16 protein-coding genes are annotated in these 21,916 nt (G+C 33.3%); 12 read left to right on the top strand and 4 right to left on the bottom strand.

Annotated features, from left to right (window positions below; translation table 11 throughout):
• Positions 1 to 96 precede the first annotated feature (96 nt).
• From LWE_RS05290 to LWE_RS05300, 3 genes are all read left to right on the top strand, one after another.
• Entirely contained in the window at positions 97 to 870 is a 774-nt protein-coding gene (locus LWE_RS05290; RefSeq protein ID WP_011701867.1) for an inositol monophosphatase family protein, read from the top strand.
• 191 nt (positions 871 to 1,061) lie between these two features.
• Complete coding sequence (gene typA, locus LWE_RS05295) at positions 1,062 to 2,900, top strand: translational GTPase TypA (protein ID WP_011701868.1); 1,839 nt, start codon at positions 1,062 to 1,064, stop codon at positions 2,898 to 2,900.
• Between the two features lie 178 nt (positions 2,901 to 3,078).
• Positions 3,079 to 3,978 carry a DUF5068 domain-containing protein gene (locus LWE_RS05300; protein ID WP_011701869.1) on the top strand — a complete coding sequence of 300 codons (900 nt, stop codon included), beginning with the start codon at positions 3,079 to 3,081 and terminating at the stop codon, positions 3,976 to 3,978.
• 28 nt (positions 3,979 to 4,006) lie between these two features.
• Here the strand turns inward: LWE_RS05300 and LWE_RS05305 are convergent, their stop codons facing one another.
• Entirely contained in the window at positions 4,007 to 4,237 is a 231-nt protein-coding gene (locus LWE_RS05305; protein ID WP_011701870.1) for a YlaI family protein, read from the bottom strand.
• Between the two features lie 205 nt (positions 4,238 to 4,442).
• Here LWE_RS05305 and LWE_RS05310 point away from each other — a divergent pair, with 205 nt between their 5' ends.
• From LWE_RS05310 to LWE_RS05335, 6 genes are all read left to right on the top strand, one after another.
• Positions 4,443 to 4,724 (top strand): Fpa/YlaN family protein, encoded by a 282-nt coding sequence (locus LWE_RS05310; protein WP_011701871.1) that lies wholly within the window; start codon positions 4,443 to 4,445, stop codon positions 4,722 to 4,724.
• Positions 4,725 to 4,905: 181 nt separating this feature from the next.
• Positions 4,906 to 6,108 carry an FtsW/RodA/SpoVE family cell cycle protein gene (locus tag LWE_RS05315; protein WP_077904742.1) on the top strand — a complete coding sequence of 401 codons (1,203 nt, stop codon included), beginning with the start codon at positions 4,906 to 4,908 and terminating at the stop codon, positions 6,106 to 6,108.
• A gap of 264 nt (positions 6,109 to 6,372) precedes the next feature.
• A complete protein-coding gene (locus LWE_RS05320; protein ID WP_011701873.1) occupies positions 6,373 to 9,813 on the top strand; it encodes a pyruvate carboxylase in 3,441 nt (1,146 codons plus the stop codon).
• Positions 9,814 to 9,966: 153 nt separating this feature from the next.
• Positions 9,967 to 10,860 (top strand): ABC transporter substrate-binding protein, encoded by an 894-nt coding sequence (locus tag LWE_RS05325; RefSeq protein WP_011701874.1) that lies wholly within the window; start codon positions 9,967 to 9,969, stop codon positions 10,858 to 10,860.
• Positions 10,861 to 11,142: 282 nt separating this feature from the next.
• Positions 11,143 to 11,946 carry an ABC transporter permease gene (locus LWE_RS05330; protein WP_041176327.1) on the top strand — a complete coding sequence of 268 codons (804 nt, stop codon included), beginning with the start codon at positions 11,143 to 11,145 and terminating at the stop codon, positions 11,944 to 11,946.
• A gap of 12 nt (positions 11,947 to 11,958) precedes the next feature.
• The gene (locus LWE_RS05335) at positions 11,959 to 12,969 is read left to right on the top strand and encodes an ABC transporter ATP-binding protein (RefSeq protein WP_011701876.1); all 1,011 of its coding nucleotides are present in this window, start codon (positions 11,959 to 11,961) and stop codon (positions 12,967 to 12,969) included.
• Between the two features lie 39 nt (positions 12,970 to 13,008).
• On the opposite strand, the gene LWE_RS14775 is transcribed toward LWE_RS05335, so the two are convergent.
• Together LWE_RS14775 and LWE_RS14780 are read right to left on the bottom strand one after the other, a co-directional pair.
• Positions 13,009 to 14,124 (bottom strand): DUF6270 domain-containing protein, encoded by a 1,116-nt coding sequence (locus LWE_RS14775; protein ID WP_231845342.1) that lies wholly within the window; start codon positions 14,122 to 14,124, stop codon positions 13,009 to 13,011.
• Between the two features lie 80 nt (positions 14,125 to 14,204).
• Positions 14,205 to 15,038 carry a hypothetical protein gene (locus LWE_RS14780; RefSeq protein WP_231845343.1) on the bottom strand — a complete coding sequence of 278 codons (834 nt, stop codon included), beginning with the start codon at positions 15,036 to 15,038 and terminating at the stop codon, positions 14,205 to 14,207.
• A gap of 245 nt (positions 15,039 to 15,283) precedes the next feature.
• On the opposite strand from LWE_RS14780, the gene LWE_RS05345 reads away from it, so the two are divergent.
• From LWE_RS05345 to LWE_RS05355, 3 genes are all read left to right on the top strand, one after another.
• Positions 15,284 to 17,605 (top strand): GW domain-containing glycosaminoglycan-binding protein, encoded by a 2,322-nt coding sequence (locus tag LWE_RS05345; RefSeq protein WP_011701877.1) that lies wholly within the window; start codon positions 15,284 to 15,286, stop codon positions 17,603 to 17,605.
• 133 nt (positions 17,606 to 17,738) lie between these two features.
• Entirely contained in the window at positions 17,739 to 18,716 is a 978-nt protein-coding gene (locus tag LWE_RS05350; RefSeq protein WP_011701878.1) for a glycosyltransferase family 2 protein, read from the top strand.
• A gap of 19 nt (positions 18,717 to 18,735) precedes the next feature.
• A complete protein-coding gene (locus tag LWE_RS05355) occupies positions 18,736 to 20,832 on the top strand; it encodes a glycosyltransferase family 39 protein (protein WP_011701879.1) in 2,097 nt (698 codons plus the stop codon).
• A 51-nt stretch (positions 20,833 to 20,883) separates the two neighbouring features.
• Here LWE_RS05355 and galU read toward each other — a convergent pair whose 3' ends face one another.
• Positions 20,884 to 21,771 (bottom strand): UTP--glucose-1-phosphate uridylyltransferase GalU, encoded by an 888-nt coding sequence (gene galU / locus LWE_RS05360; RefSeq protein ID WP_011701880.1) that lies wholly within the window; start codon positions 21,769 to 21,771, stop codon positions 20,884 to 20,886.
• Positions 21,772 to 21,916: the final 145 nt, after the last annotated feature.

The following is a 21,916-nucleotide window of genomic DNA, read 5'->3' on the forward strand; positions in this document are numbered from 1 at the left end:
ATACGGAAGTTAAGTTCTAAGTGAAAGAATCTTGTTCTATTCAGATAATTCATTTTTGTGATAAAATAAACAAAACGAGTCTAATGAGGTGTATATATGGATATCGAAAAAATAGATTATTTAGCAAGGTTATGGATTATGGAAGCAGCAACAAAAATCAAACAGTCTTTTAAAGAAACTTTAGATATTGATACAAAGAGTGGGCGAAATGATTTAGTAACAAACATGGATAAAGAAACCGAAGCTTTTTTTGTCAAACAAATTAAAGAACATTTCAAAGAACACCGCTTGTTTGGAGAAGAGGGCATGTCAGATGAGGTGACAGATTTAAATGGTGTCGTTTGGATTCTTGATCCAATAGACGGTACACTTAATTTTGTCGAACAGCAACGAGATTTTTCTATCTCCCTAGCGATTTATCAAGATGGTATAGGATACTTAGCTTACATTTATGATGTGGAGCGTGATGAACTTTACTTTGCAGAAAAAGGGAAGGGTGCAACTGTCAATGGCAAATCAATTCCCAAAATGAATAAAACCATGGATCTGCAAGACGCTTTGTTGATCGCTAACCTGAGTGTTACGAAGAAATTCCCGACTGTTTGGGAAGCAGTAAAAGTTTCAAGAGGACTACGACTTCACGGAGCAGCATCACTAGAATATATGGATGTTGCAACAGGACGAGCGGGAGCCTATCTTTCTGCCAATTTAGCACCGTGGGATATCGCAGCAGGAAAGATTATCGTCGAAGAATTAGGTGGAATTGTAACCAGAATTGATGGATCGGAAATCAATATGTTAGAAAAAGGAAGTTCTATTGTAGCGGCCCCTAAAATCCATCAAACCTTAATAGACAACTACCTGCCTTAAAGAAAGCGCACAACATAAAAAAACTCTTTTTCAGAAAATAAAAATCGTGCTAAATCCGCTTAGCTATGCTATAATAGGTAAGTTGATTTAAACGAGACGATAGCGACGGAGGAAAATAAATCTATTTTCCTCTTTCTTTTGGCTAATCTTCACGATAAATGTTTGGATTTTTAATTTAGGAGGAAACAAGATTGAATTTAAGAAATGATATTCGTAATGTAGCAATTATTGCCCACGTTGACCATGGTAAAACGACATTAGTAGACCAATTACTGCGCCAATCAGGTACTTTCCGCGACAATGAAACAGTTGCTGAACGTGCGATGGACAACAATGATTTAGAAAGAGAACGCGGTATTACAATTTTAGCGAAAAATACAGCGATTAAGTATGAAGATACACGCGTAAACATCATGGATACACCTGGACACGCCGATTTCGGTGGAGAAGTAGAACGTATCATGAAAATGGTTGATGGTGTTCTTTTAGTAGTGGACGCGTATGAAGGTACAATGCCTCAAACACGTTTTGTACTAAAAAAAGCACTAGAACAAAACTTGACACCAATTGTTGTAGTTAACAAAATTGACCGTGACTTTGCCCGTCCAGAAGAAGTTGTTGATGAAGTATTAGAATTATTCATCGAACTAGGTGCAAATGATGATCAATTAGAATTCCCAGTTGTTTATGCTTCTGCTATCAACGGAACTTCAAGTTATGATTCCGATCCAGCAGAACAAAAAGAAACAATGAAACCTCTTTTAGATACTATTATCAATCATATTCCAGCTCCAGTTGACAATAGCGACGAACCATTACAATTCCAAGTGTCTTTACTTGATTATAATGATTATGTTGGTCGTATTGGTATTGGCCGTATTTTCCGCGGAACAATGCACGTAGGACAAACGGTTGCTTTGATTAAACTTGATGGTACAGTGAAACAATTCCGTGTAACAAAAATGTTTGGTTTCTTCGGACTAAAACGCGATGAAATTAAAGAAGCAAAAGCTGGTGATTTAGTAGCACTTGCTGGAATGGAAGATATCTTCGTTGGCGAAACGGTTACACCATTTGACCATCAAGAAGCACTTCCGCTTTTACGTATTGATGAACCAACACTACAAATGACTTTTGTAACTAATAACAGTCCTTTCGCTGGTCGCGAAGGTAAACACGTCACAAGCCGTAAAATTGAAGAACGCTTACTAGCTGAACTTCAAACGGATGTATCGCTTCGTGTGGATCCAACAGCTTCCCCAGACGCTTGGGTAGTATCAGGTCGTGGAGAGCTTCATTTATCTATTTTAATTGAAACTATGCGTCGTGAAGGTTATGAACTACAAGTTTCTAAACCAGAAGTAATTATCCGTGAAATTGATGGTGTGAAATGCGAACCAGTAGAAGACGTTCAAATCGATACGCCAGAAGAATTTATGGGATCAGTTATTGAATCAATTAGCCAACGTAAAGGTGAAATGAAAAATATGATTAACGATGGTAACGGCCAAGTTCGTCTACAATTCATCGTACCAGCTCGTGGATTAATTGGTTATACAACTGATTTCCTTTCCATGACACGTGGTTATGGTATTATCAACCATACATTTGATAGCTACCAACCAATCCAAAAAGGACGTGTTGGTGGACGTAGCCGTGGTGTTCTTGTATCTATGGAAACTGGTAAATCTACTACTTACGGAACAATGCAAGTAGAAGATCGTGGTACTATCTTTATTGAACCAGGAACTGATATTTATGAAGGTATGATTGTTGGAGAAAACAACCGTGAAGGCGATATCGCAGTTAATATTGTTAAAGCGAAACAAATGACTAACATTCGTTCAGCTAACAAAGACCAAACTAACGTTATCAAAAAACCTCGCCACCTTTCATTAGAAGAATCATTAGAATTCCTAAACGAAGATGAGTACTGTGAAGTAACACCACAATCCATTCGTCTACGTAAAAAAATTCTAAACAAAAACGAACGTGAAAAAGCAGCAAAACGTTCAAAAACTGCTGAATAATTAGCATGCTAAAAAGCCAAGTTATTTTAGAGTGGATTTGTTCTACTACTTAAAATGACTTGGCTTTTTTATGCATAAAAGTATGAGAAAAGGGAATAAAATAATGAGTTTGTAACACTATTGTAATATGATGAGCTATTTGGTATATTATAAGTAAGTAGAAAAGGTGGTTAGGGATATGAAAAAACGGATAATTATATTTACAGTTTTAATAATTCTTCTTGTAAGTGGGGTTGTGATTGGTGTCTATGCTAATAGTAGTAATACTGATGCTAAGCCGGATAAAACTAAAACAAGCACAACAACCAATAAACCAAAATCCACAACAAAAGAAGAAAAAAAGCCGGCTGATACAGCTACTGACAAAAAAGACTCTTCAAACGAAACTTCAAAAGATACAGTTACAGACGACAAAGGTGTGGTTACAAAAGGTAGCTCAGATGTAGAAAAAAATGCCCCAGCTAAAAACAGCACAGGTTCAAAAGAACAAAATAAAAGTGAAACTCCAACAACACCTACCTTCTCCTTATCAACTTTAGGATTTAAAACTTCTAATGTTGCTCCTGTCCTTGGAGGGAATGTAACAACAACTTATTTATCAAGTACACCTTCTTTTCAAAAAATATTTCAAAATTTAACGATTGAAATCAATCAATACAAAGTTGAACATGTAGTGAACGCTGATAAAAATGTTAGTGCTAGCAATCCCGAGAGCTTTTTAGCAAATAAAAATGGTTATGTAATTACATTAGATATTTCTATAAAAAATACTTCTACCAAAGATAAAATGTATAAAGCTGATCAAATAAGTCTTGTAGGAGCAAATGAATTTGCTGGAGGAAGTTTAGACAATTTTGTTCCATCAAACTACCATTTAATTGGAAGTAAATCAGACCCATACAATTTTACTGCAGAAAAAACAGCTCGAGGCTTACTAACCTTTACTATGACAGAAGACGTATATAATGATATCGCTTCTAATCCAAAAATTGGAGTACCAAATCCAGATAAATTTGATTCAACCATTTCACAAGATAAAGCAGGCGATGATATTGTTGTTGCCTTTCCAGTAAAATGAAAAAACGCCCATAACGTTGGGCGTTTTTTCATTTCGTGTTAGTATCTATTAACTTTTTTAACTCACTATTCGAAATCACTGCTGGTTTATGAAAATTGAAATGACCAGAATTAACTCGACTGATAGTATTGATAGCTATACGATGTTCACATTCAGGACATAAATACATTCTAATAGGTTTATTTCGTAATTGCTTAGTTTTAAATTCACGATTGTCTAGTTCATCTACACGTTCGCATAAAATACATTTTGCGTTCAATTTATCTTCACCTCACACAAGTATTATAGCATGATTATCAAAAAAGGCGAGTAAAAGCGGATTTTTCAAAAATTTTCATCGGTTCGTGTTTGCGTGGCTTTTAAATTATGCTATACTATTATTATCTAGTATTAAATCTTACTTGAGGTTTTTACCTTAAGCTGAAAATAAAGCGCTTATTTAGCGCATGATAGGGGGTTCTGTGATGGCAAACAAAAAGAAAGATCACAGAGAAGAGGCAGTTGAACTTCTAAAACAAGATGCAAAACGAATCTTACAGCTGATTAAAGTTCAAATGGATAATCTAACATTACCACAATGTCCAGCATATGAAGAAGTTCTTGATACACAAATGTATGGTTTATCACGAGAAATCAACTTTGCAACCCGCCTAGGATTAATCGAACCAGAGGAAGGAAAGAACTTGATTTCTGCTTTGGAGAAAGAATTATCCACGCTACACGAATTATCAATGAGTAAAAAATAATTAATTAATTGAAAAGATGGCTGATTTTTTCAGGCATCTTTTTTTATTGGTAGAAAAAGCACTGAAAAATGAGCCAAAAGGCGGATGTGATTCTTCTTTTCAATTTCAGGTCTTTTCCTTTATAATAGAAAGAATAGAAAACTAGATGGGATAGTAACTTCTCAGGGATTGGACGATGCCAATGTTAAAACGAATATTAAAATCATATGATTATTTATTTATTGCAGTTTTTATAGTTCTGTGTTTATTTGGAATTATTATGATATATAGTGCTAGCTGGTCTCTCGCTATTGGAAAAGATTTACCAGCAGATTTTTATTATGTGCGCCAAGTAAAAAACTTTATTATTAGTTTTATTTTCTTTGTGCTTTTTGCATTAGTTCCTTTTAAATTTTATCAAAACAATAAAGTATTGATGTTGATTGTTTTTGGATCAATTGGTGTTTTATTATTGATTTTTCTTGTAGGTAAGACCGTTAATAACGCAAATAGTTGGTTTGTTGTCGGGCCTCGTTCTCTTCAACCAGGGGAATTTGCGAAATTAGCAGTTATTATTTATATGTCAGCGATTTATGCTAAAAAACAAAGCTATATTGATGATTTTAACCGTGGTGTATTGCCACCAATTTTCTTTTTGGCTTTTGTCTGCTTTTTAATAGCAATTCAACCAGATACGGGAACTGCCTTTATTATTTTCTTAGTTGGTTGTTGTATTATCATTACTTCTGGAATGCGACTGCGAACGATTATGAAATTAATCGGAATTGGCATGGGTGTTATTATTGCGCTCACACTTATTTTGTTTGCATTACCAAAAGATGTTAGAAATGATATTGTTTCCCCTACAAAAGTAGCGCGTATAACTACTTTTATGAATCCATTTGAGTACGCTGATAAGGAAGGACATCAATTAATTAATTCCTTTTATGCGATTGGTTCTGGGGGCGTTTCAGGACAAGGACTTGGTGAAAGTGTCCAAAAATTAGGCTATTTACCAGAAGCACATACGGATTTCATTATTGCGGTGGTTGCGGAAGAGTTAGGCGTATTCGGTGTCATGTTTATCATTTTAGCGTTATTCTTTATCATTTTTAAAACAATAAGTACCGGTCTCAGGGCAAAAGACCCGTTTGCCTCCTTAATGTGTTACGGTATAGCTAGTTTGATTGCTATTCAAGCTTTTGTTAACTTAGGTGGCGCGAGTGGACTTATACCACTTACTGGTGTTACGCTACCTTTCATTAGTTACGGGGGTTCCTCACTTATGGTACTGTCGATGATGCTTGGAATAGTTGCAAATATCTCTATGTTTAATAAATACCACCGTCTATATAATGCAGATGGTTCCAAACAAGTACAAACTGTCAAAAAGAAAAGAAGATAATTGATGAAGAAAAAGCTGTTTATACGGCTTTTTCTTTTGATATTTTACCGCATATTATTGGCACTTTGTAGCGGTTTTATTCGGGTTTTTGATTATTAAAAAAGAAAATAATTTACATCTGATGGTATTTAATACTATAATTGAAGTTATATACCGTTTTACAGCCTAAAAAAGGGGATTATCATAATCGTATACATAGTTATTTTAACCGTTCTAGGCAATGTATAAGTATAGAACAGATCAGTGTTGGTTAGGAGGAAAAAAATGAATCGAATTAAAAAAGTATTAGTAGCAAACCGCGGAGAGATTGCTATCCGAGTTATGCGTGCATGTACTGAACTCAAAATCAAAACAGTGGCTATTTATTCGCAAGAAGATACTGGAAGTTTTCACCGGTATAAATCAGATGAAGCTTATCTGGTTGGAGCAGGGAAAAAGCCTATTGATGCGTATCTAGATATCGAAAACATCATTGAAATTGCTAAAGAATCTGGTGCAGATGCGATTCATCCGGGATATGGTTTCTTGTCCGAAAACATTGAATTTGCTCGTCGTTGTGAGCAAGAAGGCATTATTTTCGTTGGTCCTAAATCAAAACACCTAGATATGTTTGGCGATAAAATCAAAGCAAAAGAACAGGCTCTACTTGCTGATATTCCAGTTATTCCAGGTAGTAATGGACCTGTTGCTGGTATTAAAGAAGTGGAAGAATTTGGTGATAAGAACGGTTACCCATTAATGATTAAAGCTTCCCTTGGTGGCGGCGGTCGTGGTATGCGTGTTGTTGAATCAAAAGAGCATGTTAAAGAAAGCTTTGAACGCGCATCCTCAGAAGCAAAAGCTGCATTTGGAAACGATGAAGTATATGTAGAAAAATGTGTAATGAATCCAAAACATATTGAAGTACAAATTCTTGGTGATACACATGGTAACATCGTTCACTTATTTGAACGTGATTGTTCTATTCAACGTCGCCATCAAAAAGTAGTTGAAGTAGCTCCTTGTAATGCGATTACATCCGAACTACGTAACCGTATTTGTGACGCTGCAGTAAAACTAATGAAAAATGTTGATTACATTAATGCTGGAACAGTAGAATTTTTAGTTGAAGGCGATGATTTTTATTTTATCGAAGTAAATCCTCGTGTTCAAGTTGAGCATACAATTACTGAAATGATTACAGGGATTGATATCGTTCAATCACAATTATTCATAGCAGATGGTTATGCTTTACATGACCAACTAGTGGCTATTCCTAAGCAAGAAGATATCCATATTCACGGTTCTGCAATTCAAAGCCGTATTACTACGGAAGATCCGCTTAATAACTTTATGCCAGATACTGGTCGAGTAGATACGTATCGTTCTACAGGTGGATTTGGTGTTCGTTTGGATGCAGGAAATGGCTTCCAAGGAACAGTAGTGACACCGTTTTATGATTCTTTACTTGTAAAATTATGTACTTGGGGAATGACATTTGAACAAGCAACACGCAAAATGCGTCGTAACTTAATTGAATTCCGTATCCGTGGTGTGAAAACGAATATTCCTTTCTTATTAAATGTTGTTCGTCATCCAGATTTTGCAAGTGGTAATTATAATACAAGCTTTATCGATACGACACCAGAACTATTTAAATTCCCTCATATTCGCGATCGTGGTACAAAAACATTGCGTTATATTGGGAATGTAACTGTAAATGGGTTCCCAGGAATTAAGCATCGTGATAAACCTGTGTATGCAGAACCTCGTTTGCCAAAAATTCCATATGGATCAGAAATTGCTCCGGGAACAAAACAAATTTTGGATGCAAAAGGGCCAGAAGGTATAGTAGACTGGGTGAAAAAACAAGAAGAAGTGCTTTTAACAGATACTACACTTCGGGATGCGCATCAATCTTTACTTGCTACTCGTGTCCGTTCCAAAGATATTTTCCAAATAGCAGATTCGATGGCCCACTTATTACCTAACATGTTCTCCTTTGAGATGTGGGGCGGGGCGACTTTTGACGTGGCTTATCGCTTTTTAAATGAAGATCCATGGGTGCGTCTAGAAACACTTAGAAAACAAATTCCAAATGTGATGTTCCAAATGCTACTCCGCGGGGCTAATGCAGTCGGATATAAAAACTATCCTGATAATGTTATTCGCGAATTCGTTAAACAATCCGCACAATCTGGTGTCGACGTCTTCCGTGTGTTTGACAGCTTAAACTGGATTAAGGGTATGGAAGTGTCAATTGATGCTGTTCGTGAAGCAGGGAAGGTTGTAGAGGCCGCTATTTGCTACACTGGAGATATTGATGATGACACAAGAACGAAATATACGATTGACTATTATAAAGATATGGCAAAAGAGCTAGTTGCTCAAGGTACTCATATTTTAGGCATTAAAGATATGGCTGGTCTGTTAAAACCACAAGCTGCTTATCGATTAATCAATGAACTAAAAGATACCGTAGATGTTCCAATCCACTTGCATACACATGATACAAGCGGCAATGGTATTTATACCTATGCAGCAGCTGTTAGTGCGGGAGTCGACATTGTTGATGTTGCTTCCAGTGCAATGAGTGGAGCAACAAGTCAACCAAGTATGACAGGTCTTTATTATGGGCTGGTTAATGGTAATCGCCAAACGAACCTTGATGCGCACAATTCTCAAATTATTAATCATTACTGGGAAGATGTTCGTCATTATTACAAAGACTTTGACAATGCGCTTAACTCACCACAAACTGAAGTATACATTCACGAAATGCCAGGTGGTCAATATACTAATCTGCAACAACAAGCAATTGCAGTTGGTTTAGGTGATCGTTGGGATGAAGTAAAAGAAATGTATACTATAGTAAACCAAATGTTTGGCGATATCGTTAAAGTAACACCTTCTTCTAAAGTTGTTGGAGATCTGGCATTATTCATGGTCCAAAATGAACTTACTGAAGAAGATGTATACGAAAAAGGCGATACAATTGATTTCCCTGATTCTGTTATTGAATTCTTTATGGGTGAAATTGGTCAACCATATGGCGGCTTCCCAGAAAAGTTACAAAAACTTGTACTCAAAGGACGTACACCACTTACGGATCGTCCAGGAGCTTTAATGGAGCCAGTTAATTTTCTTGATGTCAAAGCAGAGTTAAAAGAAAAAATGGGTTATGAACCAACTGAAAAAGATGTTATTTCCTATATCTTGTATCCAAAAGTATTCCTAGATTATCAGGAAATGATTAACAAATATGGTGATGTAACCGTTCTTGATACGCCGACTTTCTACAAGGGTATGCGTTTAGGTGAAACAATTGAAGTAGAACTTGAAAAAGGGAAAATCCTTCTAATCAAATTAAACTCTATTGGTGAACCAATTGCGGATGGAACGCGTGTTATCTATTTTGAACTAAATGGACAACCACGTGAGATTAATATTCAAGATATGAATGTTCAATCAACTGTTATTGCACGCCGTAAAATTGATACGACGAACCCAGAACATGTTGGAGCAACTATGACAGGTTCAGTAATTCAAGTAGTCGTGAAAAAAGGCGATTCTGTGAAAAAAGGTGATCCATTACTAATCACAGAAGCAATGAAAATGGAAACAACTATTCAAGCACCTTTCGACGGAGAAGTCAGCAGTATTTATGTATCTGACGGCGATACAATCGAATCAGGTGATTTATTAATTGAAGTTAACAGAATCTAAAAACATACATGATTAACGGGTGGGAATATGATGCTAATTAAAGTGCTAAACTTTAAAAATCGAGAAGATAAACGTGAGAATATAGACGTTTTTCCCAGATTTATTAGTGTTATATTTCCCACCCGTTTTTTCTGAAAAAAGGAGAATATACATATGAAATGGTTTAAAGGAATTGCTGTCGTTTTATTATTAGCTATCTTAACGGCTTGCGGAAATACTGAAGTAAAAGAAGTAAATAAACAACCTGAAGAAATCAAAGTGAAAGATGCGACCGGTGAAACAATCACTTTGAAAAAAGAACCAACTAAAATAGTCTCCTTAATACCAAGTAATACAGAAATCTTATTTTCATTAGGCCTTGGTGATGAAGTGAAGGGCGTATCTGCATATGACGATTATCCAAAAGAAGCTCAAAAAATAGAAAAAGTAACTTCTACTACAGTTGATACAGAGAAAATTATTGCACTTAAACCTGATTTAGTTTTAGGTCATGAATCTATGCTTGCCACAGAAAAAGATGCTTATCAATTACTGAAAGATGCGGGAGTTAACGTTTTTGTTGTACCAAACGCAACTAATTTAAAAGAAACAGAAAAATCTATTGCCACAATTGGGGAACTAACTGGCAAAGAAAAAGAAGCATCAAAAGTGACCGATTCCATGGAAAAACAAAAGAAAGAAATCGAAAAGAAAGCAAAAGAATTAAAAACATCTCCAAAAGTATGGATTGAAATTAGTCCAGATTTATATACAGCTGGTAAAGGGACTTTTATGGACGAAATGTTAGAACTTGCTGGTGGTACTAATATCGTTACTGAATCAGGGTTTATTCCTTATAACGAAGAAAAAGTTGTCGAATTGAATCCGGATATTATCTTATCTGTCTATCCAGATGCTAAATCAACTATTTTAAAACGTACCGCATGGAAAGATATTCCAGCCGTAAAAAATGATCAAATTTATGAAATGGATGCAAATAAATTAAGTCGTCCAGGACCAAGATTACTTGAAGGCGCAGCGGATATTCAAGCGGTTCTTGGAAACTAATTCTTTGATAATTACAGATGGAGCTTTACAAAAAACAACTTTTAAGGTAATTTAACATAGGGTGTATTTTTTTACTGAATAATATCAGTGGATTAATTCGTCTAATTTCAGAAACAATTTACACAAAGAAGATGATGCACACACAGCAAGTAAAAGGCAGCCCAGATAACAATAAATACTAACAAAGTGTATTTGGTTTTTAAGTGGAGGAGTTGCCTATAAGAATAAAGTGAGCAGAAACTGGTTGGAAAACCATATTATTTTTCGGGAAGAAGTGTTTTTGTGAAACAGGTTATGGAAGTTATTAAAGAACAAGTTAAAAATTTACCAATGATATTTCGTATCGCTCGCTATGAAGATAAAGCTACGTATCAAAGCCATTATTTAGGATTAGCTTGGCAGATTTTAAATCCATTAATTCAAATTGCAATTTATTACTTTGTGTTTGGATTTGCGATGAAAGCCAAATCTGGATCAGATGCTAGTTATATTGAATGGATGCTTGCAGGGATTATTCCTTGGTTCTTCATTAGTGCGGTTATTTTACAAGGTGCGAATAGTATTTATAATAAAATAAGTATGGTTTCAAAAATGAATTTCCCAATGAGTATTCTACCTAATATAACCATTGTTTCTAATTTAACAAGTTATTTTACGATGATGCTGATTTTATTAGGATTGTTTGCGATTAATGGAACACCTATTACCATTTATTGGGGACAATATTTGTATTACTTTGTTGCAATGATTGCCTTCTTATATAGTGTGACATTGTTTAATGCAACTATTAGTGTTTTGGTGAGAGATTATTATATTATGCTACAGTCAGTCATGCGAGTACTTTTCTATATGTCTGGTATTGTATGGAATTTAGAAACAATGTTGCCACAATGGTTGGTTGATTTATTAAAATTAAATCCAATATATTATGTTGTAAACGGCTTTAGAGAGACCTTTTTAATGCATAAAGGTTTTTGGGAATCGCCTTCTTATACAATGTACTTTTGGTTAATAACAATTGTATTGCTTTTTGTTGGAGCGACACTACACATGAAATTCCGCGAACGTTTCGTGGATTATTTATAGGAGGTTAGACAGATGGATAAAAATATTAAAGTATCATTTAAACATGTGTCAAAAGAATATGACCTCTATCAAAATAAATCAGATAAGATTAAAGGCTTATTCATGCCAAAAAGCCAAAAAATGCAATCTTTTTGGGCTTTAAGAGATGTCTCTTTTGATGTTCATGATGGTGAAACTGTTGGACTTATTGGTATTAATGGTTCCGGGAAATCTACCATTTCTAGCATTATGTCTGGCGTAATCCCTCCAACTCAGGGTGAAGTTATTATTAACGGGGAGACCTCATTAATTGCTATTGCTGTTGGTTTAAAAGGTCCACTTACTGGCTATGAAAATATTCGATTGAAGTTACTTATGCATGGTATGAAGAGTTCTCAAATTAACAAGTTAATGCCAAGTATTATTGAATTTGCTGATATTGGCGATTTTATTAATCAACCTATTAAAAACTATTCTAGTGGTATGCGTTCTCGTCTTGGATTTGCGATTTCTGTGCATACTAATCCAGATATTTTAGTCATTGATGAAGCTTTGTCAGTCGGTGATCAAACTTTCTATCAAAAATGTGTAAATAAAATCAATGAATTTAAAGCGCGGGGTAAAACAATAGTGTTTGTCAGCCACTCGCTTGGTCAAATGAAAAGTTTATGTGATAGAATTATTTGGATGCATCATGGTGAAATACGCGAAATGGGGGAAGCTAAGGAAGTTGCCCAAAAATATGATGAGTTTGTAAAATGGTTCAATCAACAGCCAAATGACTATAAGAAAAAATACCAAAAAGAACATAAAGAAAACCAAAAAGCACCTCAGAAAAAGGTTTACCCTAATCCTAATGCTAATAAATACCGTTTAACACTTTTTGATAAGTGCTTTTTGACAGTATTAATTGTATTAACGATTTTATTCGGAACATTAGTGGGAACAGGTAAATCATTTAAAGGATTGATTAGCGAGGGTTCTGACACCCATATAGAAAAAATCGTTCAATTAGATACTAATCAATTAAAAACAAAATCATAAAAAAAAGCTTCTTACTATTTATTAGTAAGAAGCTTTTTCTTAATTAGTTGATTTTCTTTTCTCACGTTCAGTAATGTAAATCATTTCTCGGAAGAAATCTTTATAGTAGCCAGACTCAAAGTGAGAGAATGAATGACCGAACGGATAATAGTAATCTCCAATATAAGGTTTTTTAGTAAAATCAATCACTTGAGCAGTAGGTACTTTAGCTAAGAAATAGTTATTTAAGCGATCCCAGAAATAATTATTTCGCTCAATGCGCATTTTGATTTTATACTCTTGAACGGTGCCATTTTTATCATAATATTTTGTTGTAAATCCACCTTTATTCAAAATAATTCGTTCAGCAGGCATTATAGTTAGAAGTTTTTCAATAAACTTATCTGCATAGGTCGTCCACTCTTGGAAGAAAGCATCATTATTTGAATGATCTAGTAATCTTTTAATTGGTAAATCATTTAAGATTCCAGTTTGTTCCATAATATAAGATAAGCTAAGAATTTCTCCACCTTCTAACCATAGTGGCCCACGTAACACATCAGGGTAAAAATCTAAAAGCAAGTAATCAGAATTAGATTTTTCAAGTTTTTCGAAAAAGCCTTTATTTAAATCGTCCTGAACAGTTCTGCGCTCATTGTTTGTCATATTACCATACTTTTCAAGGTCCACGCCTTTGTATGGTTCAGAAAGGACACTAAAAATAGAAGTGTGTGATTGTGTGAAAGTAACTTCAAAGAATCGTTTGTAATCAGGATTAAAATAACGTGATGAGTTAAAGGCGTTTCTACTAAAACAAGATCCCATAACTGCTATTTTTAATGGATTATTATTTGATTCAGGTGCTGGAATTGTATTGATGGAAAGATTTTGAGCGCCATTTTTTAAAATTCTAGCTTGGAATGGGCTATCAAAGACATCATGGTATTTATTTTTAGATAAATCAACTGTATTTGGTATGAAGATAGGTAAATCAGGTTCACCTGTTGAACGAATAAAGAAATCCCAAATACCATTTTCTTTGTTGATATTGCCAGTCAGAAATTCATTACGAGAGATAATAGTTTCGGATTTTAGTAATCCTTTTTTTATTGGGAAAACTTGTTCAAAGTAATATTCAAATAGTTTTGCTTTATTATCACGACGTTTAATGACCAATTGACAATTTGTGAATTTTTTTGGAAGTGAAAATTGTAGTTCAATTTGATTTTCATCCTCTTCAAAAGAAACAACGCTAACTATCTCCTGATAATTTTTTTGAAATAGAGAGATAAGCGATTTGACCCAGTAACAAAAGAAGTTAATTTACTGTGAGTGGGGGTTAAAAGATCAACTTCTTTAGCTACGGTATTTTTTATTGATGAATCAATATTTAAATAGAAATCATGTTGTTTCTTTATAGATAAGGCATTTAAACGAATGAATGCATCAATTACGTTATTAGAATCAACTAAAAGTTCAGAAGATAAATTCTTCAAATCTACATTAAAATTGATTGAGTTAGATTTGATATTACCTATGTTGAATATTTCTTCTTGTTCATGAAATAAATATAATGCTGAATAAGGCCTACGTTTAAAAACGATTTCAGCAGCATACGTATCAGGTTCAATGGTGGTACTTAAATTAATAACACCAGATAGAGAGTCGGGAACTAGTTGGAACTCAGAAAGTGTCGCCGTAATTTCTTTTGGTTTACTAAATAAGGTAACTATTCCTTCTGGAAATTCAAATAAATACTGATAAAAAGTATTTATTGGCATAAATTCTTTATTAGAAACAGGTCCATCAGACTCTATAGGATAACTTTTTCCTTCACTAATTATACGGAAGGTCCATGCAGTTTTATTATTAGTGATAGAGTTTTCAGCGATTTCTTGTAGAGAGATACTTGCATTAAAATTAGTGTCATCTGTTTGAAAAGGTAAGTCTATTTTCTTTTCAGGGCGAAGAAATTCCAACATTTCTGTATAATGTGCTTGAATTGCATCGATTTTTAGCGGGAATGTGCCGGAGATTGTCCATATTTGTTTTTCTTGATTTAATTCTATTTTGTTTAGATAAGGTTTCATTTAATTCTCCCTCGGATAGTATTTAACACCATTTTATCATAAATTTTTAAATACCACTAAATAAAAATATTTATTTAAATTTACGGAAAAATAATTAATTTCATTCTGTAAATTTGTCTAAATAATTAACAAAAATGTGGTAACTATTGAAATCATCTGTTTTGTAATACTTCTGTAACTTACTATAGCATAAAGTTTGGTAAAATATAGGACAGTAATATAATTTAAGGAGTGGTTTGAAAATAATGATAAATAAAAAGTGGATGAAAATTGTAATGATACCAATGTTAGTTGTTCCAATGTACGGAGTGACAACTCTAGGTAGCCAATTACAAGATTCATTAACTGGAAAAAATTCCTTTGTTAAAGACGTAGAAGCTGCTACAACAGAGCAACAGACGTTTATCAACAAACTTGCACCCGCAGCTCAGGCATCTCAAGAAAAATATAAACTTCTGTCTAGTATAACTTTAGCTCAAGGGATTCTAGAATCTAATTGGGGAAAAAGTGGACTTGCAACAAAAGGTAATAATTTATTCGGAATAAAAGGAAAATACAATAACCAATCTGTAATTATGCAAACTTCTGAATATGTTAATGGACAGTGGATAAAAGTTGATGCAGAATTTCGTAAATATCCAAGTTGGAATGAATCAGTTACTGACCATACCTTATTACTTGTAAATGGTACTTCTTGGAATAGAGACTTATATAAAAAAGTTGTTAATGCAACAGATTATAAAGTAGCTGCAAATGAACTTCAAAAAGCTGGATATGCTACAGATCCAAATTATGCTTCCAGTTTAATCCGAGTAATTGAGACTTATGATTTAGCAAAATACGATGTTTTATATGATAAAATTCTCACTCAAAAATCTATCTCAGAGAAAGCCACTGTGACAAATCCAACTGGGAACGGTATATGGTCTTTACCCTATAAAGTTAAGGGAGTAGCGTCTGTTGGTCCAGCTAGTGGATATGCTAATAAAGATATTGATTTGATTTCTGTGGCTACTACAAAAAGAGGAACTTATTATCAATTTAAATATAATGGTAAAGTGATTGGCTGGCTTGATGGAAAGGCACTAACTATTTATGATAAAGTAAATTATGACAAGTCTTATGTAGGAAGAGCGAAAATATCAAGTCCAACTAGTAATGGTATTTGGTCTAAACCATATAACATATATGGACGTGAATTTGTGGCAAATGCAACCACATATGCACAACAAGAAATAAAACTTTTACGTGAAGCGCAAACTGCAAAAGGCACATATTATCAATTTAGTATCAATAATAAAATAATTGGTTGGATTGATAAAAGAGCTTTAACAATTTATCCTTATGATTCCATTATCTCAAGTAAAAATGTGAATCTAGCTGGGCAAATTACTAACCCAACTGGAAATGGTATTTGGTCTAAGGCATACAAGTTAGAGGGCACAACTTCTGTTGCACCAGCTTCTAAATATGCCAATCAGGATGTTAATATTAATCAACAAATTGAAACTCAACATGGTAGTTATTATAATATTAGTATCAATGGTAAAAATATCGGTTGGTTAGATCAAAAAGCTCTTACACTTTATGATGTAGAAGAATATAATAAAGCAGTTTCATTTGATGGTACCATTAAAAATGTTAAGAGTAACACAATATGGACTAAGCCTTATCGAACAGTTGGCACAAAATCAGTTGGTCCAGCCGAAGCATATTTAAACAAAGATGTTCAAATAATTCGCGAAGCCAAAACACCAAAAGGTACTTACTATCAATTTAAATCAGCTGGTAAAGTGATTGGTTGGTTGGATCAAAAAGCTTTCGAAATATATGACAACATTCTTTATAATAAAGTTGTCAATATGGAGGCTGTAGTTGAGAATGTAACTGGTAACGCTGTTTGGTCAGCTCCATATAAGAGTAAAGGTGTCCAAGGGATAACTACGGCAAACACATACAAAGATAAAACAGTTAAATTAACTCGAGAAGCTCAGACAAGTAGAGGAACGTATTATGAGTTTAGCTATAACGGCAAAGTGATAGGCTGGTTAGATAAGAAAGCATTTAAATTCTATAATACATTAGAATATGATGAAGTTTACAATAGAGATGCTATAATTACTAATGTAACCGGAAATACAGTTTGGACATTACCATATCAAATCTATGGCACTAAAGCTGTTAATCCTGCAGCAACATATAAAAACCAACAAGCAAGAATTACAAGAAAAGCTAAAACCGAAAGGGGTATCTACTACCAATTTAGCATTAATGGAAAAAATATCGGTTGGCTAGATGAGAAAGCATTTGATGTTTATGATGAAATTGAGTATAACAAAAACATTAAGTTAACTGGTATACTAAGTAATGCTTCAGGAAATGCTATTTGGTCAGAACCTTACCGAGTTATTGGAACGAAAAATGTCGGGCAAGCAACATCTTATGCAAATAAAACTGTACAATTAGTGAAAGAAGCTAAGACAACACGTTCCACTTATTATCAAATGAGTATTAATGGAAAAGTAATTGGTTGGGTAGATAAACGCGCGTTCACAAATGTTAAATAAATGAGAAGAAGTAGAGTATCTATTTATAGGTATTTCTACTTCTTTTTTTTCAATGTTGAAAATAAGTATTAAATAAGATATGCTGTATATATTGATTTTTTATTGAAAGAAGAATTTAAGGAGTTGTTTAAGAATGGAAAAACCATTTTTAACCATTGTAGTTCCATGCTATAACGAAGAAGCAGTTCTCGGGGAAACTGTAATTCAGTTAACAAAGATTTTGGATACTTTAGTGGATAAAGCAGAAATTAGTGAAAAAAGTAAGATTATGTTTGTGGATGACGGAAGTAAAGACAAGACATGGGAACTAATAGATGGGTTCACAAAAGAACTAAAATACATAACGGGTCTTAAACTTAGCCGTAATTATGGTCATCAGGGTGCTTTATTAGCAGGTTTGACTTCAGCTTATGAAGCTTCGGATTGTGTGATTTCTATTGACGCAGATTTACAAGATGATGTAAATGCGATTATCCCTTTTGTTGAGAAATTTAATCAAGGGTATGAAGTTGTATATGGAGTTCGTGATAAAAGAGACACGGATACATTTTTTAAAAGAAATACTGCACTTGGATTTTATAAAGTAATGGAAAAACTAGGTGTCAAAATGGTTCCTAATCATGCAGATTATCGTTTGTTAAGCAAACGAGCTTTAGGAGAGTTTTTAAAATATAAAGAAGAAAATATGTTTATCCGTGGAATAATTCCTTTGTTAGGATTTAAATCAACTAAAGTGTATTATAATCGAAATGAACGTTTTGCGGGTGAATCCAAATACCCACTAAAGAAAATGTTAATGTTTGCTGTAGATGGTATTACGTCCTTTAGTATTACACCAATTAGATTTTTATTAACGATAGGAGTATTAATGTTTATAATTGGCGTGGGGTTAGGAATATACGCTATTGTACAGAAAATACTAGGAGAAGTTGTAATAGGGTGGACTTCGTTAATGGTTTCTCTATGGTTAATTGGAGGTATTCAATTAATTGCAATAGGTGTCTTAGGTGAATATATTGGTAAAATATTTAAAGAGGTTAAGGCAAGACCTCGTTTTACTATTGAAGATAATTTATTTGAAGAAAAATATAAAGCTGAAAATTTAAAATAAGTAGGGGAAAAAAGTGCAGATTAAAAAAAATTTAGGTTTTGTATTTTATGGAGTATTCATTTTTATATTTGGTTATTTGTTAGTAAGAAGTATAATTAATCCATTAAATGTTGATTACAGTAATTTTTTTATACTTTTATTATTTAGTATAACTATTTTATTTATTATGTTAGCTTTTTTTCAATTATTTAGTCGTCTTAATCGTAGAAGTGATATATTAGTGACGGCAATTTTAATAATAACATTGGTCTCAATACAAGTTTACTTAATGTTTGCGCTTCAAATGGATGCTTTTGCTGACAGTTTTGGTATAAAAGGTCAAGCAGTACAAATGCTACAAAACGGTGGAATGTTCACAGGAGACAGTTATTTTCTTGTATATCCGAATAATGTTTTAACTACAATAATCAGATATGGATTATATAATTTCGGAGCAGGTATAGGTATCACTAATACTTATCTCCTTGAATGTGGTTTTGTTATTTTATGTATGAATATCACTTTCTTTACATTGTTTTATATTATTCGAAAAGAAGTTGGTATAAAATATAGCAACATTTACTTATTGATAATATTGTTTTGTGTTCCTTTTTATGGGTATTTGAGTTATTTTTATTCAGATACACTTGTGCTACCTTTTGCTGCACTAATTCTATTGTTTTATTATTTTTATACAAAAAATAATAAATGGTTTTATTTTATAATTATTGGAGTCTTATTTGCTATTGGGTATCATATAAAACCAAATTTAATAATTATGTTACCAGCGATTATTATTCATTTGTGTTTCATAAGAAATTGGCGAAAAACATTATTAAATTCAGCTATCATCTTAATTGTTTTTGCAGGTGTGAACACACTCTATAATCCATTAACAGAAAGATATGGTTTTGAACGTGATAATAGTTTAGAGTTTCCTCAATCGCATTGGGTTATGATGGGGTTAAAGGGGCCAGCAGGGAGATATAATAGTTCAGAATTTCTTTATACGAAGCAATTTGATACAAAAGAAAAAAAACAAGAAGCTAATAAAAAAATAATAAAGGAAAGAATAACATCATATGGGCCTGTAAAGTTATTAAAACTTTATAATATGAAAATGTTATCTACTTGGACAGATGGCACAAGAGCATATAGTTGGTATGTTAATTCCGCTAAAGAATACCCAGCTGCATATGATTTTTTATTCGGTGATAAAAAAGTATTTGCAGATGCGTTTTCTCAGATATTCCATATTATTAATTTAATACTAATTATTTTAGGCGCGCTAAGGTTTTACAAAAAGCAAGAATTTGATTTATCTTTTTTAATTAATATTACTTTAATTGGTGTTTGGCTATTTCATCTATTATGGGAGGCTAATCAAAGGTATATTCTTTTTGTTACACCTCTTATGATTATGTCGGCTATGTACGGTTTTAAATTCTTAGTAGAACTACTTTATACAAAAGACAAAATTCCTGTTATTAAACAAACGACTAGAAAACCATTTTTAATAGTATGTTTTGTTGTGTTCATATTGAGTATAGTCACTATTATTTATGGAGTTAAGCCAATAGCTGTTGATAAACAAAACACCAACCATTATTTAGTAAACCAAAGCTATGCATATTTACAAGTACCAGTTGATTCGAAAAATGCTGTTTCACAAACTTTTAAAGCAGATGAAAAATTTAATAATGTTGGTATTTATGTTTTAAAAGCTCCAAATAAAAATAATAAATATAAAATTAGAATAACCAACAAAGATGAAAATAAAATAATTTCTGAGAAAGTGTATTCTTCTTCTTCCTTTAAATCAGGGAAATATTTCCCAATCGAAGTAAATGAAAAGCCAAAAAAGAATACAGAGTACAGTATACAAATTTTAGCAACAAACGGTAACAAAGGTGAAGCTTTAATGTTAGGTAAGTATCAACAAAAAGGGTTTGATCTATATAGTGATGGAGCAATGTATATAAATGGAAAAAATCAAGTTAATGAAGATATTGGGTTTGTCGTATCTGAAAATACTAAATCGCCATTGATTCCATGGTATAGCTATTCACTTATTATAATTATTTTTGTTGGTGTTTTATCATTAAGTTTCTTAACTTTTAAACAGAGAAATGATTAGATTTAAATAAAAAGGATATACACTTAGCTGTTAAGCTAAATGTATATCCTTTTATTTTTTATCCTTCGAGTGAATTTCTGCATAAAGCTGATCTACCAATTTTGCAACATCATCCTTAATTTCTGGATGCTTTAAAGCAAATTGCATGGTCGTCTTGATAAAACCGAATTTATCACCAACATCAAAGCGTTCTCCTTCAAAATCATAAGCAAAAACTCGTTGAATTTCATTTAAACTGTTGATAGCGTCAGTTAATTGGATTTCGCCACCAGCACCAGGTTTTTGTGTTTCTAAGAAGTCAAAAATCTGCGGTGTTAGTAGATATCTACCAAGAATAGCAAGGTCAGAAGGCGCTGCACTTGGATCAGGCTTTTCTACAAAACCATTTACATTGTATAGGTTTTTACTATATTCATCAATTGGATCGATAATGCCATAACGATAAGTTTCTTCATGAGGAACCGTTTGAACTCCAATGATAGAACTATGTGTTTTTTCGTATTGATCTATTAACTGTTTTGCACATGGTGTTTTTGCTTGAACAATGTCATCACCTAACATAACAATAAATGGCTCATTACCCACAAACCCTCTAGCTTGAAGAATCGCATCACCAAGTCCTTTAGGTTTAGATTGACGAATGAAGTGAAGGTTAATATTTGTTGTTTCTTCAATTAAATGAAGTAATTCTAGTTTGTTTTTTTCGCGTAGGTTAAGCTCAAGTTCAGGAACGGAGTCAAAGTGGTCTTCAATAGCTCTTTTTCCTTTACCAGTAACGATTAGAATATCTTCAATTCCAGATTCTACCGCTTCTTCTACTATGTATTGAATGGTTGGCTTGTCTACTATTGGAAGTATTTCTTTAGGCATTGCTTTTGTGGCAGGCAGAAATCTCGTCCCTAATCCTGCTGCTGGAATGACTGCTTTTTTTACTCTCATTATAACGCTCCTTTGAATAATAATACTACTGTAACTAGATTCATTATACGCTATTCAATGATTGTAATTCAAGCTGAATACTAAAAGAGACAGTTTTACTATGTTATCTTGACATTTATGGGCAATTGTAATAGATTGAAGAAAG

The sequence above is a fragment of the Listeria welshimeri serovar 6b str. SLCC5334 genome (genome assembly GCF_000060285.1).
Taxonomy (GTDB): domain Bacteria; phylum Bacillota; class Bacilli; order Lactobacillales; family Listeriaceae; genus Listeria; species Listeria welshimeri.